Annotated in this window: 23 protein-coding genes and 2 pseudogenes; 12 read left to right on the top strand and 13 right to left on the bottom strand. The window is 62.6% G+C overall.

Annotated elements, in window-relative coordinates; all coding sequences use genetic code 11:
• Window positions 1–5 precede the first annotated feature (5 nt).
• The 7 genes from C7G61_RS19440 to C7G61_RS19410 all read left to right on the top strand — a co-directional run bounded on the left by C7G61_RS19440 (window position 6) and on the right by C7G61_RS19410 (window position 6,555).
• A complete protein-coding gene (locus tag C7G61_RS19440; RefSeq protein ID WP_108517211.1) occupies window positions 6–833 on the top strand; it encodes a carbohydrate ABC transporter permease in 828 nt (275 codons plus the stop codon).
• A gap of 8 nt (window positions 834–841) precedes the next feature.
• The gene (locus C7G61_RS19435; protein WP_108517208.1) at window positions 842–1,846 is read left to right on the top strand and encodes an alcohol dehydrogenase catalytic domain-containing protein; all 1,005 of its coding nucleotides are present in this window, start codon (window positions 842–844) and stop codon (window positions 1,844–1,846) included.
• 5 nt (window positions 1,847–1,851) lie between these two features.
• A complete protein-coding gene (locus C7G61_RS19430; RefSeq protein WP_108517205.1) occupies window positions 1,852–2,925 on the top strand; it encodes an ABC transporter ATP-binding protein in 1,074 nt (357 codons plus the stop codon).
• On the top strand, window positions 2,922–3,881 hold the full coding sequence (locus tag C7G61_RS19425) for a sugar kinase (protein WP_108517203.1): 960 nt from the start codon (window positions 2,922–2,924) through the stop codon (window positions 3,879–3,881). Before C7G61_RS19430 ends, C7G61_RS19425 begins: the two co-directional genes overlap by 4 nt.
• A complete protein-coding gene (locus C7G61_RS19420) occupies window positions 3,878–4,915 on the top strand; it encodes a tagatose 1,6-diphosphate aldolase (protein ID WP_108517200.1) in 1,038 nt (345 codons plus the stop codon). The genes C7G61_RS19425 and C7G61_RS19420 overlap by 4 nt, the downstream gene beginning before the upstream one ends.
• A gap of 47 nt (window positions 4,916–4,962) precedes the next feature.
• Entirely contained in the window at window positions 4,963–6,081 is a 1,119-nt protein-coding gene (locus tag C7G61_RS19415; RefSeq protein ID WP_108517198.1) for a mandelate racemase/muconate lactonizing enzyme family protein, read from the top strand.
• 186 nt (window positions 6,082–6,267) lie between these two features.
• Window positions 6,268–6,555 carry a hypothetical protein gene (locus C7G61_RS19410; RefSeq protein WP_108517196.1) on the top strand — a complete coding sequence of 96 codons (288 nt, stop codon included), beginning with the start codon at window positions 6,268–6,270 and terminating at the stop codon, window positions 6,553–6,555.
• A gap of 31 nt (window positions 6,556–6,586) precedes the next feature.
• On the opposite strand, the gene C7G61_RS19405 is transcribed toward C7G61_RS19410, so the two are convergent.
• From C7G61_RS19405 to C7G61_RS19395, 3 genes are read right to left on the bottom strand one after another with little or no spacing between them, the layout of a single operon-like run.
• On the bottom strand, window positions 6,587–7,585 hold the full coding sequence (locus C7G61_RS19405) for an SIS domain-containing protein (RefSeq protein ID WP_108517194.1): 999 nt from the start codon (window positions 7,583–7,585) through the stop codon (window positions 6,587–6,589).
• Window positions 7,586–7,596: 11 nt separating this feature from the next.
• A complete protein-coding gene (locus C7G61_RS19400; protein WP_108517191.1) occupies window positions 7,597–8,553 on the bottom strand; it encodes an N-acetylmuramic acid 6-phosphate etherase in 957 nt (318 codons plus the stop codon).
• A 19-nt stretch (window positions 8,554–8,572) separates the two neighbouring features.
• Complete coding sequence (locus C7G61_RS19395) at window positions 8,573–9,496, bottom strand: glucosamine kinase nucleotide-binding domain-containing protein (protein WP_108517188.1); 924 nt, start codon at window positions 9,494–9,496, stop codon at window positions 8,573–8,575.
• A 118-nt stretch (window positions 9,497–9,614) separates the two neighbouring features.
• Between C7G61_RS19395 and nagA the strand changes: the two genes are divergently transcribed.
• The 3 genes from nagA (at window position 9,615) to C7G61_RS19380 (ending at window position 13,870) form a co-directional block, all read left to right on the top strand.
• Window positions 9,615–10,796, top strand: coding sequence for an N-acetylglucosamine-6-phosphate deacetylase (nagA, locus tag C7G61_RS19390; RefSeq protein WP_108517186.1), 1,182 nt, complete (start codon window positions 9,615–9,617; stop codon window positions 10,794–10,796).
• Window positions 10,797–11,999: an aspartate kinase gene (locus C7G61_RS19385; RefSeq protein ID WP_108517183.1), complete on the top strand. Its 1,203-nt coding sequence runs from the start codon at window positions 10,797–10,799 to the stop codon at window positions 11,997–11,999.
• A 416-nt stretch (window positions 12,000–12,415) separates the two neighbouring features.
• Window positions 12,416–13,870 (top strand): family 16 glycosylhydrolase, encoded by a 1,455-nt coding sequence (locus C7G61_RS19380; RefSeq protein WP_108517181.1) that lies wholly within the window; start codon window positions 12,416–12,418, stop codon window positions 13,868–13,870.
• A 128-nt stretch (window positions 13,871–13,998) separates the two neighbouring features.
• On the opposite strand, the gene C7G61_RS19375 is transcribed toward C7G61_RS19380, so the two are convergent.
• From C7G61_RS19375 to pdxR, 5 genes are all read right to left on the bottom strand, one after another.
• Window positions 13,999–15,285, bottom strand: coding sequence for an FAD-dependent monooxygenase (locus C7G61_RS19375; protein WP_202975783.1), 1,287 nt, complete (start codon window positions 15,283–15,285; stop codon window positions 13,999–14,001).
• Window positions 15,286–15,295: 10 nt separating this feature from the next.
• Entirely contained in the window at window positions 15,296–16,420 is a 1,125-nt protein-coding gene (locus C7G61_RS19370; RefSeq protein ID WP_244608370.1) for an acetylserotonin O-methyltransferase, read from the bottom strand.
• 266 nt (window positions 16,421–16,686) lie between these two features.
• The gene (locus tag C7G61_RS19360) at window positions 16,687–17,316 is read right to left on the bottom strand and encodes a LysE family translocator (protein WP_108517176.1); all 630 of its coding nucleotides are present in this window, start codon (window positions 17,314–17,316) and stop codon (window positions 16,687–16,689) included.
• Window positions 17,313–17,450, bottom strand: coding sequence for a DUF1127 domain-containing protein (locus tag C7G61_RS46095; protein ID WP_244608369.1), 138 nt, complete (start codon window positions 17,448–17,450; stop codon window positions 17,313–17,315). Before C7G61_RS46095 ends, C7G61_RS19360 begins: the two co-directional genes overlap by 4 nt.
• 498 nt (window positions 17,451–17,948) lie before the next feature.
• Window positions 17,949–19,397 carry a MocR-like pyridoxine biosynthesis transcription factor PdxR gene (pdxR, locus tag C7G61_RS19350; protein WP_108517174.1) on the bottom strand — a complete coding sequence of 483 codons (1,449 nt, stop codon included), beginning with the start codon at window positions 19,395–19,397 and terminating at the stop codon, window positions 17,949–17,951.
• Between pdxR and C7G61_RS44735 the strand changes: the two genes are divergently transcribed.
• Together C7G61_RS44735 and C7G61_RS19345 are read left to right on the top strand one after the other, a co-directional pair.
• Window positions 19,329–19,613 carry a hypothetical protein gene (locus C7G61_RS44735; protein WP_190241891.1) on the top strand — a complete coding sequence of 95 codons (285 nt, stop codon included), beginning with the start codon at window positions 19,329–19,331 and terminating at the stop codon, window positions 19,611–19,613. The genes pdxR and C7G61_RS44735 overlap by 69 nt on opposite strands.
• Before the next feature lie 159 nt (window positions 19,614–19,772).
• Window positions 19,773–20,051, top strand: a pseudogene (locus C7G61_RS19345) (dihydroxyacetone kinase subunit DhaK); the annotation flags it as partial.
• An 81-nt stretch (window positions 20,052–20,132) separates the two neighbouring features.
• Here C7G61_RS19345 and C7G61_RS19340 read toward each other — a convergent pair.
• The 5 genes and pseudogenes from C7G61_RS19340 to C7G61_RS43985 all read right to left on the bottom strand — a co-directional run bounded on the left by C7G61_RS19340 (window position 20,133) and on the right by C7G61_RS43985 (window position 25,622).
• A complete protein-coding gene (locus tag C7G61_RS19340; RefSeq protein ID WP_108517172.1) occupies window positions 20,133–21,272 on the bottom strand; it encodes a Gfo/Idh/MocA family protein in 1,140 nt (379 codons plus the stop codon).
• Entirely contained in the window at window positions 21,269–22,342 is a 1,074-nt protein-coding gene (locus C7G61_RS19335) for a sugar phosphate isomerase/epimerase family protein (RefSeq protein WP_108517170.1), read from the bottom strand. The genes C7G61_RS19340 and C7G61_RS19335 overlap by 4 nt, the downstream gene beginning before the upstream one ends.
• A 130-nt stretch (window positions 22,343–22,472) precedes the next feature.
• A pseudogene (locus C7G61_RS19330) lies at window positions 22,473–23,953 on the bottom strand (NAD-dependent succinate-semialdehyde dehydrogenase).
• 23 nt (window positions 23,954–23,976) lie between these two features.
• Window positions 23,977–25,203: an iron-containing alcohol dehydrogenase gene (locus C7G61_RS19325; protein WP_108517168.1), complete on the bottom strand. Its 1,227-nt coding sequence runs from the start codon at window positions 25,201–25,203 to the stop codon at window positions 23,977–23,979.
• A complete protein-coding gene (locus C7G61_RS43985; protein ID WP_145963655.1) occupies window positions 25,200–25,622 on the bottom strand; it encodes a hypothetical protein in 423 nt (140 codons plus the stop codon). Before C7G61_RS43985 ends, C7G61_RS19325 begins: the two co-directional genes overlap by 4 nt.
• Between the last annotated feature and the right edge of the window lie 20 nt (window positions 25,623–25,642).

Here is a 25,642-nt window from a genome sequence, read left to right as displayed (position 1 = left end):
CCGCGATGACCGACGCACCGACCACCGATCGCTGGATCCGCCACCTCAACCTGCTGCAGCTCGTGCTCGCGGGCATCATCATCATGACGCCAACGGTATGGATGGTGCTGTCGTCGCTAAAGCCTTCGTTCGAGGTGACGGCCTATCCGCCGACGCTTGTTTTCTCACCGACGCTGGAGAACTACGTCGAGCTGATGAAGACGACGCCGTTCGTCAGCTATGCGGTCAACAGCCTGATCGTCACCATCGGCTCGACCAGCCTCGGGCTCTTGTTCGGAATCCCCGCGGCCTTCGCCGTGTCATGGACCCGGATTTCGTGGCCGGCCATCCTGACGCTGGCGGCGCGCATGGCGCCCGGCACGCTGTTCCTGCTGCCGTGGTACGTCATGTTCCGCCAGGTCGGCATGATCGGCTCCTATACGGCGCTCATTCTCAGCCACGCCGTCATCACGCTGCCGATCGTGATCTGGGTGCTGCTGCCGTCCTTCGATGGCATCCCGCGCAGCGTGTTCGAAGCAGCTCAGGTCGACGGTTGCAGCATCACGCGCATTCTCTGGCGCATCGCGCTCCCGCTGGTCGGCTCGGGCATCGCGGTTGCTGCGATCCTGGCCTTCGTATTTTCCTGGAACTATTTCCTGTTCGCGCTGGTGCTGTCGAACGGCGACAGCAAGACGCTGATCGCGGCGGCCTTCAACTTCATCGGCGAAGGCTCGACGCAATGGGGCGCGCTGATGGCGGCGGCGACGCTGATCGCGCTGCCGCCGCTCGTTCTTGCCGCGCTGGTTCAGCGCTGGCTGGTCTCCGGGCTGACGCTCGGCGCGGTAAAGGGTTAGGTGCTCCGATGAATGTCTCTCCATCAGCCAATTCGATCATGAGTGCCGCCGTCTTCCACGGCCATGAACGCATCACCATCGAGCGCGTGGCGATGCCGGAAGTGGCTGTTGGCGAGGTGCTGGTGCGCATCTCGCGCACGGCGCTATGCGGCTCCGACTTCAAGCTCTGGCACAAGGGCGCGGAATTCACGGCTGGCCACGAAATCTTCGGCGTGGTCGAGCAGCCGGGCCATCGCCTGCATGGCCGTCGCTGCGCCGTCTATATCCCGTTGCATTGCGACCGTTGCGCCGCCTGCAAGCGCGGCGACACGCAGATGTGCCTGGAAGTGTCGAGCCTGATCGGCTGGAACCGGCCGGGCGGCTACGCCGAATATGTGCCGGTGCCGGAGAACTGCCTGCTGGAGGTCCCCGACGACATCGAGGATAGTATCGCGCCGCTGCTGCTTGACGTGATCGGCACCTCGGGCCACGCCGTGCGGTTCGTCAGCCGCGTGGTGCCGCCGCAGGAGGCTGGCCCTGTTCTGGTGATGGGCGCGGGGCCGGTCGGGCTTGGCGTCGTGCTGGCGCTGCGCAGCCTCGGCTATGACGACATCCATGTCTCCGATCCGAACGCGACACGGCTTGCCATCGCGCAATCCTTCGGCGCAAGAGCGCACCCGGTCGGCGACACCTCGAAACGCTTTGCGCTGATCATGGAGTGCTCGGGCGCGCATGCGGCGCGCAACCTCGGCATCGAGCTCGTCCTGCCTCGCGGCGCGCTGGTGCTGGTCGGCGAGAACGCCGCGCCCTGGACCATCGAGGAAGGCAAGGTATTCCGCCGCAAGGACTTTTATATGATCCGCACCTTTTATTTCCCGATCGCCGATTTCGAGCCGAACGTGGCGCTGCTGCGCCGCTACAAGGACGAATACCGCGTCCTCGTCGACGGCGAGTTCGACCTTTCGAGTTTGCCGGAAAATTTCGCACGCTTCGCCAAAGGCGAGTTGATCAAGCCCGTGCTGGCGTTGGACTGACGATCATGGCCTCTATCTCGATCCGCAATCTCGTCAAGCGCTACGGCAACTTTGCCGTGATCCCCGATCTCAACCTCGAGATATCAGATCACGAGTTTGTCGTTTTTGTCGGCCCTTCCGGTTGCGGCAAGTCCACGCTTCTCCGCATCATCGCAGGGCTCGAGCCGATCACGGCGGGCGAGGTCTATATCGGCGACAAACGCGTCAACGGCATCCCGGCGGCGCAGCGCGATATCGCCATGGTGTTCCAGGACTACGCGCTCTATCCGCATATGCGCGTCTACGAAAACATGTCCTTTGCGCTCGAACTGCGGGGGACGCCGAAGGCCGAGATCGACGCGCGGGTGAAGCACGCCGCGGCGCTGCTGCATATCGAACCCTATCTCGACCGCAAACCGAAGGAATTGTCCGGCGGCCAGCGCCAGCGCGTGGCGATGGGGCGCGCCATCGTGCGCAATCCCAAGGCTTTTCTGTTCGATGAGCCGCTTTCCAATCTCGACGCAAAGCTGCGCGGGCAGGTGCGGGCCGAAATCAAGGCATTGTCGCAGCAGCTGAAGACCACGATGGTCTTCGTCACCCATGACCAGATCGAGGCCATGACCATGGCCGACCGCATCGTAGTTTTGCAGAGCGGCGCGGTGCAGCAATACGACACGCCGGAGGCGGTCTATGAGCGGCCGGCCAACCAGTTCGTGGCAGGCTTCATCGGCTCGCCGACGATGAATTTCTTTCCGGTCGAGTGGCGCGCCGACGGCGTGGTGTTTTCGAAAGACGGCGCGGCGGTGCCGCTCGGCGCGGAGAGTTGCGGTCCGCTGCGCAATGCCGGCAATGGCGTGCTCGGAATCCGTCCCGAGCACTTCGCACTGGCGGCGGATCCGGCCGACGGCATGGCGGTGACGATCAAGCTGGTCGAGCCGCTCGGCTCGGATACGCTGATCCATTTCGACCTCGCAGGTGCGTCGGCGATTGCGCGTGTCGATCCATCGCTGCGGCCGAAGGTCGGCGAGATCCTCAGCCTTCGCCCGCAGCCGGGAAAGACCCATCTGTTCGACAGCACCGACGGCCGGGTGCTGCAGTGACCGCGCGCGAGGCGACCGAAGATCGGGAGGCGATCGCGGATATCGCGTCGAGCGCGGAGCGGGTCCGTATCGTCTGCCTCGGGCTCTCCGCGCTTGATCAGGTCTGGCGCGTCGACCGGTTATTTTTAGGCCAGAGCGAGAAGATCAGGAGCCTGGACTATGCGACGCTCGGTGGCGGAATGGCGGCAAACGCCGCCGTGACGGGTGCGCGGCTCGGCGGCTCCATCGCGTTCTGGGGCCGCGCTGGAGACGATGCCGCAGGGCGCGAAATGCGGTCGGCGCTGGCTTCCGAAGGGATCGACGTCGCAAACTTCAGATTATTTCCGGATGGACGCTCCTCGGTCTCGGGGATCATCGTCGACAGATCAGGTGAGCGGCAGATCGTGAATTTTCGCGGGGCCTTTCCCGAGGCGGCCGATTGGCTGCCGCTGGATGAAGTGGGGCAGACGTCCGCGGTGCTTGCCGATCCGCGCTGGGTCGAAGGGGCAATCGCGCTGTTCGGCAAGGCGCGCGCGCTTGGCATCCCGACTGTGCTCGATGGCGATGTCGCCGACGCCGAGGTGTTCGAGCGCCTGCTGCCGCTCACCGATCACGCTGTTTTCTCCGAGCCTGCGCTCGCCTCCTTTGCCGGATCGGCGGATGATGCGGCCCTGAACAAGCTGGCGCGGTTCAATTGCCGTGTCGTCGCCGTCACGCGCGGCAGCGAAGGGGTGAGCTGGCACGAGAACGGCCGCCTGCAGCGGCGCGCCGCATATCCCGTTTCCGTCGTCGATACGACAGGCGCCGGCGACGTCTTCCACGGCGCCTATGTCTTTGCAATCGGCGCGGGCCTTAAGGTGCAGGATGCCATGGCGTTCGCCGCTGCGGCCGCCGCGCTGAAATGCACCCGTTCGGGCGGTCGCGCCGGAATTCCTTCCATCAATGACTGTCTTGCCTTCATGAGGACGCACCAATGAGAACGATCGGAAAAAACCGGGGCATCGCGCGCCTGGCGGATGCGGATGGCCACTTTCGCATGGTTGCGCTGGACCAGCGGCCGCCACTGTTCGACGCCATCGCGCAGGCAAAGGGCATCACGCGCGACCAGGTCGAATATTCCGACGTGACTGCCGCCAAGCGGCTGCTGGTGGAAAATCTCTCGCCGCATTGCAGCTCGATGCTGTTCGATCCGAACTTTGCGGTGCCCGCCGCCATCGACCTGCTGCCCGCGCGCTGCGGTCTCATCATGACGCTTGAGGAGCACCGCGTCGAGGAGACCGCGGGCGGCCGCAAGTCCCGCGCCATTGCCAACTGGAGCGTGGAGAAGATCCGTGCGATTGGCGGTGACGCGGTCAAGGTGCTTGCCTGGTACCGGCCCGATGCCGACGCTGGTGTCAACGAACATCAGAGGCGGTTCGTGTGCGAGATCGGACAGGAATGTGCGCGCTACGACATTCCCTATGTGCTGGAGCTTTTGGTCTATCCGTTCCTCGGTAGCGCCAATCATACCGCTGATTATGTGGAATCGCCCGGCAAGCTGCCCGGACTTGTGATCGACAGCGTGCGCGAGTTCGCCAAGCCGGAATATGGCGTCGACCTGCTGAAGCTGGAGAGCCCGCTCGCCGCCAACAGCCTGCCGCCGCGGGATGGCAGCGCGGCGGCGCAAGCCGCGCAGAAGGAGTTCGACGCCATCGGCGTGATCTGCCGCGAGCGGAACATTCCCTGGGTGCTGCTGTCGGGTGGTGCTGCGCCAGAGAAATTCGAGCGGGTGCTGGAGTTTGCCTATGCGGCGGGCGCCGGCGGCTTTCTTGCGGGACGCACGATCTGGCTTGACGCCGTTCGCAAGCATTTCCCGGATCGCGCGGCGGTCGCGGCAAGCCTGCGCAAGGACGGCGTTGCGGTGCTGGAAAGCCTCAATGCGCTGACGAAGGCAAAGGGCACACGATGGAAGGCGCGTTTTCCCGCCTTTGGCGAGATCAAGCAGGAAGGCGATTTCGCGCGCGCATACTAACCGCGTCGTGACCTGATCGTTACCAAGTAAAATCGCTGGATCCAAAGATGGCCTTCTCCGTTCGCACAATCCAGGCGTTTTGCTACCGCTACCCCCTGTCGACGCCGGTGGTGACCTCGTTCGGCCGCATGCTGAACCGTCCCGCTGTGTTCATTCGCGCCGAAGACGAAGACGGCGTTGTCGGCTGGGGCGAGGTATGGTCGAACTTTCCTTCGACGGGCGCCGAACATCGGGCGCGGCTCGTCAATGAGGTGCTCGCGCCTGCGCTGATCGGGCGCGAGCTCGATGGTCCCGCGCAGGCTTTCGAGACCCTGACGCAGGGCACTTCGGTGCTGGCGCTGCAGTGCGGGGAGCCCGGGCCGTTCGCCCAGGCCATCGCAGGAGTTGATCTTGCGCTGTGGGATCTCCATGCGCGCCGGCACAGGCAGCCGCTGTGGCGGTTGCTGGGCGGCCGTTCCGGCGGGATCAAGGTGTACGCCAGCGGTATCAATCCCGGCGGGGCGCGGCAGACCGCCGAGGCGGCCGTGAGGCGCGGGCATCGCGCGCTGAAGCTCAAGATCGGCTTCGATGTGGCGGCGGATCGCGCCAATCTGGCCGCGCTGCGCGCCGTCGTTGGCGAGGGTATGCTGGCGGCGGATGTCAATCAGGGCTGGTCGATCGATCAGGCGCTGGAGATCGTGCCGCGGCTCGGCGAGTTCGGTCTGCGCTGGCTGGAAGAACCGCTTCGTGCCGATCGTCCCCGGCAGGAGTGGCGGAGGCTGCGCACAAGCGCCGGCATGCCGCTTGCGGCCGGCGAGAACATTGCAAGCTGCGAAGCCTTCGAACAGGTTCTTGCAGAGGACGTGCTTGATGTCGTCCAGCCGGATATCGCCAAATGGGGCGGGCTGACGATTTGCCGTGGACTGGCGGACGACATCCTGAAAGCGGGCAAGACCTTTTGCCCGCATTACCTCGGTGGCGGAATAGGATTGCTTGCGTCCGCACATCTGCTTGCCGGCGCCGGAGGCGACGGCTGGCTGGAAGTAGACGTCAACGACAATCCGCTCCGCGATCAATTCTGTGGACCGGTGTTCGACGTGTCCGAGGGCCTGGTCGCTCTGACCGAGGAGCCGGGCCTTGGAATAGCGCCCGATTTTTCATCGATCGAGCGCTACCGCACGCTATAGGGCGCTCAGGAGACTGCGGGTGCCGCCGGACCCGCTGGGTGCGTCAAGACCCGATCGGGCAAGCACCTGAACGCGAACGGAATCCTGTCAGCGTTGTAATGATCCGATCGCGCAATCGTGTGCGGCCAGGCGGCGCGCCGGACCTAGCTTTAAGTGCAGGTCGTTGCAACGCGTGGAGTGTGAACTATGAAACCACTTTCGCTTCTCTTGTTCGCCGTTTGCCTTGTGCTCTCGGATGCCGCGTTTGCCCGTGGCGGCATGGGATCGCACATGTCGATGCCGATGACAGGCGGCGGAGCGCTCGGCACGAGTGCTGCTGCACCGGGGACGAATTCTCTGGGTACCGCGCTGCCATCGTCCGGCATTGCCGGCCACGTCATGAAGGGGCCGTTACTTGGTACAGACCCCACCATCGACAAGGAAGACGCGCGGCTCGAGAAGATGCTTCAAGGATCAATCTGCCGCGGTTGTTGAGGACGGCCGCCAGCCAGCGAACAGTCAGTTGTCAAAACGTCTCGGTAATCTTGCTCAAGCGAGGGGGACGATCCGGGTCAAATCCGCGAGCGCGCGCCGTCTGCTCGATCATCCGATAGGCCGGAACGAGCATGGTGATCGGGTCGGTGGCGGGGTCATCCTCGGCCAACCAGGGCAGCGAGCCACGCGGTCCGCCGCATAGATGCAGCGCGATCTTTTGCTCGCGCAATTCTTCCGCCAGCGCGTCAACCGTGGCCGCCGTTTCATCCATGAGGCGCATCATGACAACCGGCGTGCGCGATGATAGCGCGGCGCGCGGCCCATGCTGCAGCTCGGCGGCGCTCAGACCGATGGAAGGCAGGCGCAGGATTTCCGAAAGTTTGAGCGCGATCTCCCGCGCCGAGCCCAGGCCCAGGCCCCGCGCCGCCACAAACACGGCTGACGCCTTGGCGAGATCATCGGCAATCCCGGACCAGTCGAGCGCCAGCGCGCGGTGCAGGCGCTCGGGCAGCCTGTCGAGGGCTGACCGCAGCGCACGATCTCCCGCCAGTTCGGCAACAAGTCCGGCGCCAGCGGCCATCGAGCCGATCACGGTCTTGGTCGCCGCTACGGAGTGCTCTTGGCCGGCCTCGATCGGAACGACGAACTCCGCTTCGTTGGCCACCGGCGACGACGTCGCATTGACGATGGCGACGGTGCGGGCGCCCGCGGCGCGCGCCGACCTGGTCGCCGCGACAAGATCCGGGCTGCGCCCGGATTGCGAGATCACGATGAACAGTGCATGGCGCAACATCAACGGCGTGCGAAATGCCGTGATCACCGAAGGAGCGCTGGCTGAAACGGGAAGGCGAAGCCGCGTCTCGACAAGGTATCTTAAGAAAACCCCGGCATGCCCGGAGCTTCCCCGGCCGCACACGACGCACAGGGGAGCGGAGCCAATCGCAACTCGCTGTGCGATGTCGCGCGTGGCGGGGCGGTTACGAACAATTTTGGCGACAACATCCGCGCTTTCCCCGATTTCGCTCGCCATCGCGGATGTCGTCACGGCTCAACCGCTCCGCCTTGCTTGCGCGCCGCCGCTCCCTTGGGATGCCGGTCACGATGCGAGTCACGATCCCCGGCGAGCTCGGCAAACACGCGCCGAAGGTTGCCGTCACAGTTTCTCAGAATGGTCTCGGCATCAACCCTGTCGAGACCCAACGCCAGAAGGCTTGCCGTCTTGATGTCTCCCTCGGCCTGCTCAAGCCAGCGTGCCGCGTCTGGCGGATCACAGTGCGCGATTTGCGCCACCATGGCCTCGGCGCGCCGCTTCAGCTTGGCGTTGGTCGGCGGCATGTTCACCATCATGCCGCGGTACACCCGGCCAAGGCGCAGCATGATCCCTGAGGAGATCAGGTTGAGCACTACCTTCTGCGCGGTGCCCGCCTTCATCCGCGTGGAGCCGGCGATCAGCTCGCGGCCGGTCTCGATCAAGATCGGAAACTTTGCCGACGCCAGCAGTGCGGTGCCGGGATTGTTGGCAACACCGATCGTCACTGCACCGAAAGAGCCTGCCTGCTGCAGCGCCGCGACCGTGAATGGCGTTGTCCCGCTGGCGGCAACCGCGATCACCACATCGTGCGCGGTGAGCTGCGCGGCATTGATCTGCATGACCGCATCATCGACATCATCCTCCGCGCCCTCGATGCTGGTGACGAACGCGCTGTCGCCGCCGGCGACGATGAAGCGGACGCGCTCGCTGGGCCAGGCGAAAGTCGGCGTCAGCTCGGCACCGTCCTGGACCGCCACGCGGGCCGAGGTGCCGGCGCCGACATACACAATGCGTCCGTGATCACCCAGCGCCGCTTTGGCCGCTTCGGTCGCCGCAGTGATCGCGGGAAGGGCATGGCCGATCGCCGCGACTGCCGCAACCTGGCCTTCCCACATCGCTTCCATCGCTGACGTCAGCGACCATGCATCAAGATCGGCAAAGCGGGGATCGACTTCTTCGGTGGCCATATAGTTGATCCATGCGCCATCAAACGCGGAACTTTGAAGCCTGTTCATGGTCAGTTTCTCTCTTGGGCAGCTCAAGCCGCCCTCGCGCCACCAGTAACGCCCCGGCGGCCGCGTCGGCGTCAGGACACCTCAGGCGGGCGCGCAGGTCAGGCGTCAGCCAGGGCGTAATGGCATCCGCCAGCCCGCCCACCAGCGAGAGCCGGTCAATTCCTCTCGCCAGGAACAGATCGAGCAGATCGCCAATGGCATCGGCCGCGCGTTCCACAATGCGACGGCCGACCGGATCGCCCTGATTGGCGTGCCGCATCACGATCGGCGCGAACGCAGCGTAGTCTGCGGCCCTGGCTTCTTCAGACCAGGCCACCGCCTGATAGGGATCATGATCGAATGCGCCCAGCACCTCTGAAAGTAATGGGGTCAGCTCGCCGCGGCGATCCGCGGCCCGCAGCGCCAGTCGAACAACCTGCAGGCCGATGTCGGCACCGCTGCCTTCGTCCGACACGGGAAAGCCGTAACCGGCGAGACGGATTTCGCGGCCGTCGATCAGGCCGACACCCACCGAGCCTGTGCCGGCTACCACGATGGCCCCGTCCGCGCCGCTGTGGGCGCCGAGACAGGCCGCCAGGCCGTCGCTGATGAAGATGACGGACGCAAAGGGATGCGCGATCTTGTTGAGCGCCGCTTCCGCACCCCGGCGACCGAGACCGGCCAGGCCAATTCCGGCGTGCATCCGCGCGAAATCCTCGCGCGTCAGCCCGGCCTGCGCGGCTGCCGCTTCAGTGGCCTCCATGATGGACCGCCAAGCCTTCTCGAAGCCAATCCGCGTCGTGGCAGGCCCCGAGCTCGCTTCACCGAGCACCCTGCCGTTTTCGTCCTCGATCCGGGCGCGGCAGCGGGTTCCGCCGCCATCAATGCCGAGATACGTGGTACCTTTTGTTGCCATGGAAAGTTAACGCCAAGGGTTCGCTCCGGGTCCTCCCAAAGCTCCTTGGTGTACATATGAAGTCCTGCACGGGACTCAGCCTCACGAGTCCGTGACTGCTATTCTCGGATCAATACTGATGGGCGACGCTAATCCTTCCTCTCTCACAATTGCCGCGCAGCACATCTTTGACGGTGCCGCCATGCGCGGGCCGGGATCGGTCAGGATCTCGCAGGGGCGGATTGAAAGCATGACCTTCGGCGAGGCGGAGGCGCGCGCCTCAATCCGCCTTCCCGCAGACGCGATCCTTGCACCCGGATTCATCGACATCCAGGTGAACGGAGGTGGGGGCGTTCTTCTCAACGACCAGCCCACGGAGGCTGGCGTTCGACGCATCGTTGAGGCGCACCGCAAGGCGGGGACCACGGGCTGCTTGCCGACCCTCATCACCGATCGCAGCGAGGTCATCGAGCGATTGGCTGCAGTCGCCCAGGATTGTCTGAAGATTCCCGGCGTTCTCGGCTTTCATCTGGAAGGACCGGCCCTCAACAGGTCTCGCAAGGGCATTCATCCGGAAGCCGAGATACGCGTGCCCGATCGGCGCGATCTCGCCGCGATCAAAAGTTTTGGGGGCCGCGGCCGCTCCATTGTGACCTTGGCCCCGGAATGCGTGCCCGCGTCCATGATCGATGAACTGATCGGCGCCGGATTGCGTATCGCGGCCGGCCACAGCGACGCCACCGCAGCCGAAATCGGGCAGGCGGTCGATCGCGGTGTCTTGGGGGTGACCCATCTGTTCAATGCCATGTCGCAGTTGAACGCCCGGGAGCCGGGCCTGGTCGGCGCCGCGCTGGGCGATGACCGGCTGTTTGCAGGGATCATCTGCGACGGCATCCACGTTGACCGCGCCGGTTTGCGTGTTGCCTTCCGCTGCAAGGGACGCGATCGATTGATGCTGGTCACCGATGCCATGCCATTGGTGGGCACGAACGACCGGCAATTCATGCTGCAGGGAAGGCCGATCACGTTGCACGAAAATCGCCTGACTGGCCCCGATGGCACCCTCGCGGGCGCTCACCTCACCATGATCAAGGCGGTGCGCAACGCCGTTGCGCTGCTCGGAATCTCCCTTGCAGATGCCCTCATTATGGCCTCGCGGACATCAGCGGCATTTCTGGGCCTTGAGTCCGAGCTTGGACGGATCGCGCCCGGGTACCGCGCGGACCTTGTCGCCTTCAATCCGAACTTTGAAGTCGTCGGCACATGGATCGGCGGTGCCGGTTCGATGGGCGAGGCGAGCGAGGCTTCTCACCGAGGTTAGATGCGCAACCATCTCATCATCGTTCAAAAATACGGCGGTGTCTGTCTTGAAACACCGGCGAAAATTCGCGCGGTTGCGCGCAGCCTCGCCGATCTGCATGGCCGTGGTCATCGTGTCGTGGCGATCGTCTCCGCCATGGGCAAGACCACCGACCAATTGATCGAGATGGCTTATCAGGTAAGCCCTGCTCCCAATCGCCGTGAACTTGACATGCTGCTAACGACCGGTGAGCGCATCAGCATGTCCCTGATGAGCATGGCGCTTGCCGATCTCGGCGTGCCCGCGATCAGCTTCACCGGCAGCCAGGCCGGCGTGATGACCGACGACTCCCATTCCTCCGCACGCATCTTGGATGTACGGCCCATTCGCGTGCGCGAGGAACTTGATCGTGGGCGCGTGGTGGTGCTGGCAGGATTTCAGGGCGTGAACCCGGTGACCAGGGAAATCACCACGCTTGGCCGGGGCGGCAGCGACACCACGGCCGTTGCGATGGCCGCGGCGCTGAAGGCAGAACGCTGTGAAATCATCAAAGAGGTCGACGGAATTTGTTCGGCCGATCCGCGCATCGTGCCTGACGCAAAGCCCCTGCGGCGAGTGGACTTCGCATCCCTGTCCGAAATGTGCTTCTGGGGTGCAAAAATCCTGCATTTTCGCAGCGTAGAGCTGGCGCAAAGTCAGGATGTGCCTCTGGTTCTCAAGCAGTGGGGTCGCGTTAAACACGGCACGCAAGTGATGAAAGAGGTTGCAGGCATGGAAAACGGAAAGGTTCTGGCCGTCAACTCGATGGCTCGCATTGAGCATGTGGAAATCGATTCCAACGATCTCAATCACGGTTTCGAGAAATTCGCGCAGCATCTCAAGCAAAACAGCCTGTCCTGGCCGCAGCTCCTCGCCTCGAGCTACGTCGCGGGAAGAACCAGCATGACCGTGGCCTGCGATTCAGAGTGGCTCGACGCCCTGTTGCGCACGCTGGAGCAAAGCCAGGATCTGCGCAAGCAGCGCGACGCTTCAAGCTCGGTCAGTCTCACCTGCTTCGGCGGCGTTTCGTCGGAGTTGCCGTTCAGGGCGTTGCAGGTTCTCGGACATCACGGGATTGTCCCCGACAAGTACGTGTTGTCGCCGCATTCGGTCAGTCTGTTTGTCCCTGTGGAGAACCGGGAGGCCGCGGTCAGGGCGTTGCATTCGCTTGTCCTGCAAACGTAGGTTCGAGGAGCGGCAGGGATCGCTTTCGCATACGTAGTTCGCGTCTCCGGATATCTGGTCGCCTGCTCATGGTTGAGAGTGAGGGAGGCCACCACTTGATTTGTTGGTGGGCCCGGCATCCTGGCGAGCCTTGGCAACGAGTCCGGCCTAGCTGGCTTGCACGCGCTTCTCGATAGTGACCTCCAATTCTCGCGTCTTTTCATCGAGTTCACGCTGCTTCCGCAACGTTTCCGCGTGGGCCTGTTGGGCCTCGGCGAGCTTGGCGTTTGCGCGCTTCCAAGAGCCGCTTGCCCTCAGCCAACTCACGGCAAGTTGATGGTCTTTTTCAAGAGGAGCTCGAGGCGATCGCCGCGATCTGACCTTGGTGTCCGAGTACTTCAAGCGCGTCGGAATCTCTCAAGCATGGCGAGGGAAACATGCCTGCACCAGCCAACTATTCTCTCGTGTTTGCAGACGAATTTACTGGGCTGAGTATTTCCAACACCACGACGGCAACCGCCAATTGGTACACCGCTCAGCCTTGGGGCGGCGGCTTTGGCAGCGCTTCGTTCTTGCCTGTTGGCAGCGGTAGTTCTCCGTTCTCGATCGTGCAACAGGGCGGCGAGAGTGCCCTGCAGATCGAAATGACGCGGAATGCGGCAGGCCAACTCCAGAGCGGCCTCATCTCGAACACGTTTCCGGACGGAACCAGCACCACTCCGCAGGATGGTGATCCGTATGGGTACTACGAGGTCAGAATGTGGTTGCCCGCAGGCCAGGGCGTGTGGCCCGCCTTCTGGGCCATTGAGGAAGAGCGTCTCTCGACGACAAGAGACCATGTCTTTGAGATCGACGTGATGGAGCAGCACGGTATCGCACTGGTCGATCGATATTCAAGCTCTTTGCACGACTGGAATTGGAACGGAACGGTCCTGGAAGGCCACACGAACCAATCCCATCAAAACCTGGTCGGTCAAGGTGTGCTGACGACAGGATGGCATACCTTCGGCGTCGAAATCAGACCAGATACCATGACGTTTTCCATGGACGGCCACGCCCACTTTTCGCTGCCCACGCCTGCCACGCTCAACACGGATCTGATGTTCATGATCGATCTGGCCGCAGGTGGCGGCTGGCCGATTGATCCAGCGCTCGATCATCAGATGCTGTATGTAGATTATTTTCGTGCCTATGAATTGGACAGTCTGGTGCCCGGCCCCGGTCCGGTGCTCGTCGGAACGAATGGCAACGACACTTTCGTCGTTGATATCGCGACCACTGGAATACACGAACAGCCCGGAGGCGGGTTCGATACCGTCAATGCAACGGTATCCTATACCCTACCCGAGAACGTCGAAAAGCTGCGTCTTTCTGGTTCAGGCCCCCTCGACGCGACCGGAAACAGCGGAAACAATCAGCTCTATGGCAATGGAAACGCCAATGCGCTGTCGGGTCTGGCCGGCGATGATTATCTGTACGGCGATGCCGGCAATGACAGGCTGCTTGGAGGGAGTGGGAACGATAAGCTCTACGGTGGAAACGGGACCGATCTGCTGACAGGTGGTCTTGGTATCGATCGGTTGGACGGCGAAGGCGGGGCGGACACGTTCCGTTTCGAGAGTATCGCGGAAAGCCCGTATTCTGCGCGGGACACCATTATCGCGTTTTCAGGGGCCGCAGGAGATCGCATCGACTTTAGTGCTGTTGATGCCAACGCGCTGGTCAGTGGCAATCAAGCTTTTACCTTCATAGGATCGGATCCCTTTACCGCAGCAGGACAGCTTCGATTGAGCAACGGGATTCTGTCAGCCGACGTCAACGGCGATCACATGGCCGACTTTGGTGTGGTCATTGGCTCGGCGCATCTGGGTCCTGATTACTTCATCCTCTGAGGCTTTAATTGTTGCGCATGGACGGCGGTTTGCTGCGCTGTCGCCTTCGAGGTGAGGCAGCGGAAAGGCGCCATGGTCACGACCATCAATAAGCATCCTCACATTTCGATGGGCCCACAGCAGCAACGCTAAGGACCATGCGAGGCCTTCTCTTTCCCCACGATCGCGGCGTCGTGCTCGTAGATCCATGCGGCGGCCCTGAACGACCAATCGGTTGATCCGGCGGTCATCTCGGCGTCGCGCTGTCGCTGCTCCGGGCCATCATGGAGGTGGAAGCGCGTCTTGTTGTCCGCCGACTGTGCTTGGAGGCGCGACGTTCGCGAAATACGCAGCCTCTCATAGTGGCGCAGAGACTCGGCGATGTCCGTTCCCGCCTCGGCGAGACACGCCGTCAGCGTCGCTCCGTCCTCGATGGCTTGGGCGGCTCCTTGACCCATAAAAGGCAGCATCGCGTGGCATGCGTCGCCGAGCAGCGTCACCCGCCCTGCGGACCAGCGCTCGAGTGGAGCACGGTCGAACAGCGCCCAAATGAACGTCTCGTCGACGGCTCCCAGGATCGACCGGACTTGCGGATGCCAGCCCTCGAAAGCCGCAAGCGCCGCCGCGACTTCCCCGCGGTCGGTCCATGACTCGCGTCTCCACGTTTCCTGCTCGACGACGGCGACGAAGTTAACCAGACGACAGCTGCGTACGAAATAGTGGACGAAGTGCCGGCCAGGGCCCATCCAGACCTGCGCCGTCACCTCGAGCTCCAGTTCGCGCAACCGCTCGGTCGGTATCAGCCCGCGGTAGGCGACGCAGCCCGTGAAGCGGGGGCGTTCGGGTCCGAACAGAATTCGGCGCACCTGCGAGTGGATTCCATCGGCACCCACCAGGACATCGAAATGTGCACGGACGCCGTTGGCGAAACGTGCCTCGACGCGATCCCCGTGATCCCTCAGATCGACGAGGCGATGAGCGAGATGCACGCGCTCGCCTGGCACCGCGCCGGCCAGCGCAGCTAACAGGTCGGCGCGATGTATCTGGTAGTGAGGGAAGCCGAACGCCGCTTCGAGAGGCTCCCCGAGCGGCGTGCGCAGGAGGGTCCGGCCATTTTCCCAGCGACGCTGATGCCAGGCCAGTGGTCGTACACCCGCCCTCGCGAGCTCCTCGGCTAGACCGAGTCGATGCAGGATGCGCGAGGCGTTCGGACTGATCTGAACACCGGCGCCGACCTCGCCCAAGGCCGACGCCTGCTCGTAGACGTGGACGTCGAAGTCGCCGCGAAGCAGCGACAATGCCGCAGCAAGACCGCCAATGCCTCCGCCGACGACGCCGATCGAAGCTCGTTTTCGCCCGCGTAGCGCCGAACGCCCCCGGTGCTGCGTGGCGGCCGCCGGCAACGCGTCGTTTCGGTGACGATCATGAGCTCGCACCGCCGCCTCCTTATGGTTTGCGGCCGATCACGGCGCCGTTCGCGGCGGGTGCGTCGAACCAGACCGTCTCGATGTGCCGGAAGCCGGCTTCCTCGAGCCACGCTGAATATTCGGTCGGCGTGTAGTTTCGTCCTTCCGTCTCGATCAGCATGTTGAGGCTCATCAGCGCGGCCGGCGCCGGCCCGGTCTTTTCGTCATTGACGAGAAGCTCGCTGATGACGACTGCGCCGCCGCTCGGCAAAGCCTCGAAGGACCGGCGCAGCAGCGCGCGGTTCTTCGCCTCATCCCAATCGTGCAGGATCATCGACAGGAGATGCACGTCGTGATCCTCGGGAAGCTGTTCGAAGAAGTTGCCGCCGGCGGTCTCGATGCGGCCGGTCAAGCCGGCCTCGGTAATTTTTCCCGCGGCGATCGCGGCCACGTGCGGCAGATCAAATACGGTCGCGCGCAGCTCCCCGTACAGTTTGCAAAGCTCGATGTCGTACGCGCCCGATCCGCCGCCGATGTCCAGAAGGCGGCGGAAATGATTGAGATCCACGGCTTCGCCGAGCTTGCGCGCGGTCATCGTGGAGACCGAATGCATCGCCTCCCAGAAGAGTGCCAGCATCGTCGGATCCTCGCCGTCGAATATCGAGGATTGCACTGCCGGGTCCCACGTGGTTGGCCGGTTCGTGCGCAGCGCTTCGGTAAGTTTGCCCCAGCCCGCGTAGAGCCGCTTGTCGGCCATCTGCACGAAGCCGCCGAAGTAATACGGCTTCCCGCGCACGAGAAAGGCTTCGCTTAAGGGCGTATTGCGATAACGGCCGTCCGTTTTCTCCAGAAGCCCGAGTGCAGCGCAGCCGGTCAACAGCATCTCGGCCGGGCGTGGATGCAGACCGAGCGCTTCCGCCAGCTCCGCAACCGTGGTGCCGGCGCCGCCTGCAAGGTGACTGAACAGGCCCTCCTCGTGTGCTGCAGCCAGGGTCTTGAAAGCCCAGAAGCCGGTCGAAAGTGCCATTAGCGGGACGGCGGAAGGAAGCTCCTGCGTGGTGACGATCGGTTGATCGGCCGCGCGCAGCCTTGTCTCGCCCGAGATCGAACCGGGCTGGCGGGCAAGCGTTGTCCTGTGCGCAGCAGCGCGCTGATGGTTGGGCATAGTGCTCTCCTCAGGTGTTGACGGTTAATTCGCAGCTCTTAAGCCGAGCGGGGGTATGCGCGCCGAGGCCGACCCACGATAAGGCGGTCGTTCTTCTGCAAAAGCTTGATGTGCATCACCTAATCTCCTTCAGCTCGATCATCGGGACGCTGCTCGCGGGCTGCTCCCTGTCTTTCGGCGGTGGCGAGAATGCGTTGGAGCGCGAATGCGCTGGCGAGCCCGAGCAGAGCGGCCGGTGCCAGGATGGCCGGCGCGGGGCCTGCCAGTCAGACGATGCGGGCGCATAGCGAAGCTCCCAGGGCCATCAGGAGAATCCCGGTGAGCCTGTTGAACCGATCCAGCGCGGCTTTCTGCAGGCTCCGAAACATGGTGTTCGTACTGAGGGCGAGGAAGAGATACCAGGATGCACTGCCCAGCATCACACCGATGGGCGTTGCCAGCGCGCGATCCATGATCAGCGGTTCGCCGGTTTCCAGCGCGGACGTGACGCCCAGGTACGGCAGTATCGTCATCGGGTTGGCGGCCGCGATCAACAGGGTCGATGTATAGGCCGAAAGCAAATCTCCGCATGTCGCGTCTCCGCATGTCCAGCCGTGCGCCGCGCCCGTGGACACGAGAATGGTTCTGAGGCCCATCAAAATCAGGACGATCCCTCCAGCGATGCGCAGCGGCGTGTGCAGGGCGAGCGTCATCTGCGTCAACACGGTCCCGCTCATCGTGGCCAGGCAACTGAACATGCCGTGCGCTGTTGCCGCACCCATGCCGCTCGCGATCCCAAACCGGATTCCGAATGCCAGCGTCCGCTGCACGCACATCAAGCCAATCGGGCCGAACGGGATAGCGACGCACAGGCCCAGCGCCGCCGCCGGCAGCAAGTGCGCGATGAACGGCGTCATTTCCAGAACGGCTTGGCCGCTTCGGCCATTGCCTCTTGCCGCGTCTTGCCGATGTCCTTGAGATGGTGGTCATCGAGCTCCGCCAGGGCTTGCCGCTGCCGCGACCGCTCCGAACACTGGGCACACCAGCTCAAGAATCGTGTTCCCCATCCAAGTCGACGTGTCTCGGCGCTGTCGTGACGGCTGGACGCCGCGGCTGCTTTCCGACTCGTGAACGAATTGCCGCCTGCGATTGCAAAAATCATCGGATGCTTCATGCGAAACCTCCTGTTCGATTCGATAGGTCAGCGTGCAGTGGCTGATTAGGTCGAGCTGCGACTCGTGGCCGTGAATTGCTTCACAACTCACGCGCTCGTGTCTCCAAGTTGTGAGTTCGCGATTTTGCAGGTCGGCGGACGTCCGCTTTAATGCGATCTGCGGTGATGATTGATCTGCGATTTAGAAAGTGCGTGCGGGTGCGAAATGGAACGCGCCCGCCCTGCATCGGTTCGTCGACCTTTTCAACGGTCCGACACTAGAAAGCGAAGCGGTATGACGGAAGGTCCAATTTCTGGATATTCAATCAGTCCAATTCATGCGGCGTATCGTGCAATCGCGCTTTCGCCGCGTGCCGTCACCTCAAGCGACATTGCTCATGCCGCTTTCGAGCGTCGAGATATACGTTCATCGAAGCATCTGCGCAGCCGCCTCAGCCCTTCGGCAATCTGCGCTGTCTCGATCGCCCCATATCCCAGCATGATGCCGACCTGAGGCTCTCCCTCCAGCGGGAAGGATTGAACGGCAACGCCGAGATCAAACGCTCGCAATGCAATCGCATTGATATCATCAACCGACGCTCTTCGCGCGTAGGCGGCGATATGCAGCCCGGTGCTCGATGGAACAAGGTCGAGGTAATCGCTGAAGTTCCTCTTGATCTCTGCGGTCAGTATCTCATGCCGTTCGCTATAGGTGCGGCTCACCCGGCGAATGTGGCGCGCAAACGCGCCCTCGTCGATGAACTGCGCCAGCGCGCTCTGCGCTACTGTCGCTGTATGCCAATCGGTGACGAACTTCGCCTTGTGCGCCGCCTCTCGCAGTGACGGCGGCACAACCATGAAGGCCAGCCGGAGAGCCGGCAGCAATGTCTTTGAGAACGTGCCGACATACACAACGCGTCCGGTCGAATCGATGGTCTGAAGCGGCTCGAGCGGACGTCCGCCGAAGCGAAACTCGCTGTCATAGTCGTCCTCGACGACAATCGCGTTGTTGCGGTCGGCCCAGGCAAGCAGCGCACGTCGACGCGACAGGCTCATGGCCATGCCGAGGGGAAACTGATGCGAGGGCGTCACGTGGACGATCCTGGCCTCGGCTGGTAGCGCCGCCACGACGAGACCTTCGCTGTCGACCGGCACACCGATCACGCGCGCGCCTAGCGCCTTGAACAAGTCCCTTGGAGGCCGATAGCCTGGTTTCTCCACCGCAACGACATCGCCGGGCTCGAGAAGCACGCGGGCGATGATGTCGAGGGCCTGTTGGGTGCCATTCGTCACGATGATGTCGTCGGGCGATCCGGAAACGCTTCGTGAGATGCCGATGTGGCGAGCGATCGCCGCGCGCAGGTCCCAATTGCCCGCAGGATTCTCGTAGACGCCTGCCGCCATCTCGCCCGAGCGCAGCGCATGGGCGACGACCCGCCGCCAGGCTCGGTGTGGGAACAACGAAGCGTCCGGAAGCCCGGCTCTGAAGTCGAAACGCGCCGCGCGGAGAAAGAATGTCGGAAGCGGTATTGTCTCCCAAACTCCACGCACCCGAATTGCGCGGACCGTCGATCGCCTTGTTTTCGATGCCGGACGTTTCGTCTCAAGATGATGGCTGACGAACGTCCCGGAGCCGGTATGGGATGTCGCAAATCCTTCTGCGAGAAGGCTTTCATACGCGACCGTCACAGTCGATCGTGAGACCCTCAGCGCGGTGGCCAGTTCTCGCGTGGGTGGCAAACGCTCTCCAGCTCGAAGGCGCCGGTCCAGAATTGCTTGCCGGATCTGACGGTAGATCTCGCCGCTGAGGTCAGTTCGACCAACAAGACTGACGTGAAAAGCCACGATCCTGGTCCATCTTCCATTGCAATGGACCAGCAACCCTGCACAACGGTGAACGTTCCATCATACCGCTTCACAGATGTGGAGATCGCAACCGAAGGTTCCTTGAGCGTGAAGCTTATCAGTCAAGGGCAGGGGCCGGTGTTCGTGGAATGCGTGGTCGTGGAACGCCCGCTCCCGACGCAAGGCGGTCTATCGCGAAACATGGTCGACCGTTGACGGGCCGTACGATGAACAAATCGAGCAGTGCGGTTTCGCCTGTTTGTGCGACATTGCCGCCAAGTCTACGAGGAGAGAGCATGGCCCGATCGAACATTTTTCGGAATAAGGTGTGAAGGCGGCATGAGCTCGGGGACTCGCTTCCTTCCCTCCGTTGGCGCGATCCTCAAGGACCTTGCGCCGGAGCCGGGCAGTGAAGTTCTGCTTCTCGTCAACGGGTTCGGCGCAACGCCGCTGATCGAGCTTTATTTGATGGTCAACAGCGCCAAGCGAATTCTGGAAGGTGCGGGGGTCACGGCAGCGCGGTTCCTGACCGGATCCTACGTCACATCCCTCGACATGGCTGGCGTGTCTATCACCGTGTCCGTGCTCGATGGCCAAACAAAGGAATTGTGGGATGCTCCCGTCCACACCGCGGCGCTGCGCTGGGGCACATGATCACCTCTCGCGGCATAGTTTTTCGTTGCAACCGAAGAGCTGCGCGTCGTGAGTGCTTTTGGCGTTGGATCTAGCCGCGCCTTACACGTCGCTGAGGCTTGTCCACATGCTCTGATTGTCACTCGATCGGACCGCGGCGGCGATGAATTCCATTCCTTCAATTCCGTCAGCGAGCGACGGCAGGTCGGGACAGGCAGTGTCTCCGGAGCGGATCAGCTGAGCAAACTGACTATAAAGTGTGGCGAACGCCTCGAGATAACCTTCGGGGTGCCCGCTCGGCAGTCGAACCTGAATCGGAGGGGTGTCACCGGAAATCGCGCCGCCTCGCGTAAGAAGTTGCTTGGGCCTGCCAAATTCGGTGAACCACATCTGGTTTGGATTGTCCTGGCGCCACTCAAGCCCGGCCTTTTCGCCGTAAACGCGCAGCTGCAGACCGTTTTCGCAGCCTACGGCAACTTGGCTGGCCCACAGCATCCCGCGTGCATTGCCTTCGAAACGCAGCAGTATGTGCACGTTGTCGTCGAGCCGTCTGCCCTCCACGAAAGTCGACAGGTCCGCACTTACGGCCGCCGTTTTTAAGCCCGTGACAAATCGTGCAAGGTTATAGGCGTGCGTACCGATGTCTCCGATAGCACCGCCCGGTCCTGAACGAGCAGGATCCGTGCGCCAATCCGCCTGCTTGTTTGAAAGAGGGCGAGTTAGCCAATCTTGCGGATACTCGACTTGAACCACCCGAATCTTGCCCAGGTCACCATTCGCCACCATGGCACGCGCCTGTCGTACCAAGGGATAACCGGTGTAATTGTGCGTCAGCAGAAACTTCGCGCCGTTCTTGGGCTTGATTTTGGCCAGCGCACGAGCCTCATCGAGCGTTGACGTAAGGGGCTTGTCGCAAATCACATGAATTCCAGCCTCAAGAAATGCCTTGGCCGGCGCAAAATGCAGGTGATTTGGCGTGACGATTGAGACGGCCTGAATGCCGTCTTCGCGGGCGGCCTCTTTAGCCGCCATCTCGGCAAAGCCGGTATATATCCGGTCTTCGGCCAGCCCAATCTTTCTACCGGATTCCTGAGCCAGGGCAGGATCGGAGGATAGCGCTCCCGCAACCAGTTCGTAATCGTCGTCAATTCGCGATGCAATTCGGTGCACGTAGCCGATGAAGGCTCCGATCCCACCACCGACCATTCCCAATCGGATGCGCGATGCCTCGCTGTCTCTCATGACATGCCCTCATCTGACCGCAGACCAAGCATTCTCAGATTTGCTTCCCTATTTGTGCCGGAGCCCGCAAAGTCGTCAAAAGCTCGCTCGGTTACCCGTATGATGTAATCGGAGATCAACCGGGCTCCTTCCCGAGCGCCATCTTCCGGATGCTTTAGTGCGCATTCCCACTCCAGCACGGCCCACCCCGCGTAATCGTAGGCCGTGAGCTTCGAAAAAATTGATCGAAAATCAACCTGACCGTCTCCGATCGATCGGAAACGTCCGGCGCGGTTGACCCACGACTGAAAACCTCCGTAGACACCTTGCCTGCCGGTTGGATTGAATTCGGCATCCTTGACGTGGAACGCCTTGATGCGCTGGTGATAGATATCGATGAAATCGAGATACTTGAGTTGCTGCAGCACAAAATGACTTGGGTCGTAAAGAATATTGGCGCGAACGTGGTTCTTCACTTGATCGAGGAACATTTCGAAAGTTGCACCGTCATGCAGATCTTCGCCCGGATGTAACTCATAGCAAACGTCTACGCCGTAGTGATCGAACTCATCCAGAATTGGTAACCATCGGCGGCCAAGCTCACTAAAGGCATCGTCGATCAGGCCCTCGGGGCGTTGGGGCCAGGGGTAGATGAAAGGCCACGCAAACGCGCCCGAAAAAGTTGCATGGGCGTTCAGACCAAGGTTGCTCGAAGCCCTTGCGGCCCATTTCAATTGTTGAATGGCCCACGCCGTCCGAGCGGAGGAATTGCCATGGACTGCAACCGGCGCGAAACCATCAAAAGCACTGGAGTAGGCCGGATGCACAGCGACCAGTTGGCCCTGAAGGTGTGTCGACAATTCGGAAATCTCGAGTCCATGACGATTGACTGTGCCATGCAGTTCATCCGCATATGTTTTCGACGTCGCAGCCTTTTCCAGGTCAATAAAGCTGGAAACCCAGCTAGGTATCTGCACGCCCTTGTATCCAAGATCCGCTGCCCAGGCGCATATGTTATCCAAGGTATCAAACGGAGCAGCTTCAGCGGCGAACTGAGCCAGGAATATTGCCGGTCCCTTGATGGTGCGCACAATTAATCTCCTCTCTCTTGTCTTCGAAGGGCCTGGGCCCGACGGCTCTGGACCCCACCGCAGTTCTGCTTCTTACGCCACGGCGCGACGTGGTCACGGTTGCAGGGATCGCGCTGCACCTCTTCTCCGTCTACATCGTGACGGCGAGATATTTCGCCTCCATGAACTCGGCGATGCCATGCCCCCGTCCGCCTTCGCGTCCAATGCCGCTCTGCTTGACGCCGCCGAACGGGCGGCCGGATCCGACATGAGGCCGCGATTGAGCGCGATCATACCAGCTTCAATCTTCGCAGCTACACGCATGCCGCGGGCAAGATCGCGGGTGTAGATGTAAACAGCGAGCCCGTATTCCGTATCGTTCGCCCGCTCGATCGCCTCGCTCTCCTGTTCGAAGCGCGAGATCGGCGCCACAGGACCGAAGATTTCCTCCTGCGCCATCGCGGCGTCGGCCGGCACGTCGCAAAGGACTGTCGGAGGATAGTAAAATCCCGTCCCGCTCCCGACCGAGCCCCCGCACAGAACGCGCGCACCACGCGCGACGGCGTTCTGAACCAGCCGATCGATCTTATCGACGGCCTGCTTCGTGATCATCGGACCGCATTCGGTGGCGGCTTCGACGCCCGCGCCCACTTTGAGCGCCGTCATGCGCTTTCGAAGTCCTTCGGCGAAGGCGTCGTGGATGCCGGATTGCACATAGAAGCGGTTTGCGGCGGTGCAGGCTTCGCCGGCGTTGCGCATTTTCGCTACCATCGCGCCGTCGAGCGCAGCCTCGAGATCGGCGTCGTCGAAGACGATGAACGGCGCGTTGCCGCCGAGTTCCATCGAGCACGAGATGACGTGCTTGGCCGCTTCGGCGAGGAGGAGGCGGCCAACTCCGGTCGAGCCGGTGAACGACAGTTTCCGCACCCGTGGATCCGCCAGCATGGCGGCGGTGGCCGGAGCAGGATTGGAAACTGTAAGGACGTTGACGACGCCCGGGGGAACGCCGGCTTCTTCATACAGCGCAGCGAGCGCGTAGGCCGTGAGAGGCGTCTCGCTCGCGGGCTTGAGCACAACCGTGCAGCCCGCTGCCAGGGCGGGAGCGATCTTGCGCGTCGCCATGGCCGCCGGGAAGTTCCAGGGCGTGATCAAAACGCAGACGCCGATCGGCTGATAGTCAACGATGATGCGGTTCGCGCCCGAAGGAGCGAGGCCAAATTCGCCGATGATTCGCACGGCTTCCTCGGCGTTCCAGCGGAAGAACTCGGCGGCATAGGCGACCTCGGCGCGCGCATCGCGCAAAGCCTTGCCGTTCTCGATCGATATCAGCTCGGCGAGCGTTTCCGAACGCTGGGTCATCAATTCGAAGCAGCGCCTCAAAATTTCGGATCGCTTGCGCGGCGGCGTCTCCCTCCAGCCGGCCGCTGCCCGGGCGGCGGCCTCCACCGCTGCCTCGACGTCGACCAAGGCCGCGTCGGGAACCTCGGCGATCACGCGCTCGGTGGACGGATCGACCACCTCGATAAGCCGGCGGTCAGCGGCCTGCCGCCATTGGCCGTCGATATAGAGGCCGCGCGAATAAGCGCGGAGGTCGAGGGTTTCGTGGTCGGTCTTCAATGTGTGCTGGGGCATGTCCATGATGGGGGCCTGTGAGCTCAGATGGCGCTGCCGGCGAGATCGCCGTCGTAGGCGGCTTTCACCAGTCGTTTCATCGCGGGAAGGTCGAACGGGCGGGGATTGTTCTTGATCAGCCGATCGATGCCGAGGGCGAGTTCGGCGGTCCAATCAATCTTGTCGGAGGGAAGTCCAAGACCGGCCAATGTTGGAGTGATCCCAATCGCCGCGAACATGCGGCTGATTTCTTCAATCGTCGCGCGGGCCATCTCGCCGTCGCTCCGGCTCGATCGCTCGAGGCCGAGAGCGACTCCGACTTTGGCGATTTCGGTTGTCGCCGCGGAGCAATTATAATTCATCACATAAGGCAGCATGGTCGCGACGCCGAGCCCGTGCGGCGTGTGGGTTAAGGCGCCGATCGGATATTGCACCGCGTGCGCGGCTGCTGTTCCCGCGGTTCCGAACGCGCAGCCGGCCGCCAGAGCGCCCATCATCACATCCGCCCGCGCGTCCTCGTCGGCGCCATCGCGGCAGGCCTTCTCGAGACTGCGTCCCAGGAGCTTGATGGCGAGCAGGGCGAAGTGATCGGTAAGCGCCGTCTTGCCGATGAAAACATGTTTCTGCGGCAGGTCGGAAGCGACATCGCGTCTAACCGCAGTGAAGGCCTCGATCGCGTGGGTCAAGGCGTCGGCCCCTGCAATTGCCGTCAGGGACGGCGGACACGTCATCGTCAGTTCCGGGTCGCAGATCGCAGCGGTGGCAATCAGGTGCGGGCTCGAAATGCCGATCTTCAAAATTCGATCAGGATCGGAGATCACCGCGACCGGCGTCACTTCCGAACCGGTGCCCGCTGTGGTCGGCACGGCGATCACTGGCAGGATCGGACCCGGCACCTTGAACTCACCATAGTAGTCCTGAAGCTTGCCGCCATGGCTGATCAGCAAGGCCGCACATTTCGCAAGATCGAGACAGCTGCCGCCGCCGATGCCGATCACCATATCGGGCATGAAGCTCCGCGCCTCCTCAACGCAGACGCCGACCGTGTCGACCGGCACGTCCGGCTGCACGCGATCATGAACGAAAATCTCAACCGACGACGCTTTTAAGCCCGCGACGATTTCGGAAAAAACGGCCGTGCCGGCGAACCGCTCGTCGGTGCACAGGAGCGCTCGACGCCCATGTTTGGCTGCGACGGTGGAAAGCGCGTGGCGCTGACCCTTGCCGAATAAAATCTCGCGGGGCAGCCTCAGGGCGGCGAACAGGGTCATAATGCATATCCTCTGGCGACGGACGAATTGGATTGTGCGCGACCGAGTTCGCTCCAGAGGCGAGGTTCAATCTCAAAGCCGTTCTCGAGCGCCTCGGCGCGACGGCGGGCCGCGCTGCCGCCAGGACTGCCGACAGGCGCGTCGGCCTTCAAGGGCGGCGCAGCGCGAACCAGATCCATATAGCCGGAGAGTCTCGGTACCGATTCCGGAGCGGAGCCCAGATCTATCGCAAGGATGACGTCACCCTTGCAGGTGGCGTCGGATCGCCAGCGCCCGACGCTGCGCGTGCGGGATTCGATCAAACCGCGTTGAACACGATGGAGTTGTTGCAGGCCATGCGACGGGTGCCCCGTCAGTTCGGCATCAAAGAGCACGTCGGCTTGGTGAAATTCATTTTCTTCCAAAGCATCACGCTCCATGAGCAAGCCCACGCCTGCGC

Source organism: Bradyrhizobium algeriense (genome assembly GCF_003062295.1).
Classification (GTDB): Bacteria; Pseudomonadota; Alphaproteobacteria; order Rhizobiales; family Xanthobacteraceae; genus Bradyrhizobium; species Bradyrhizobium algeriense.
This window is presented reverse-complemented; position numbering and strand designations above follow the sequence as displayed.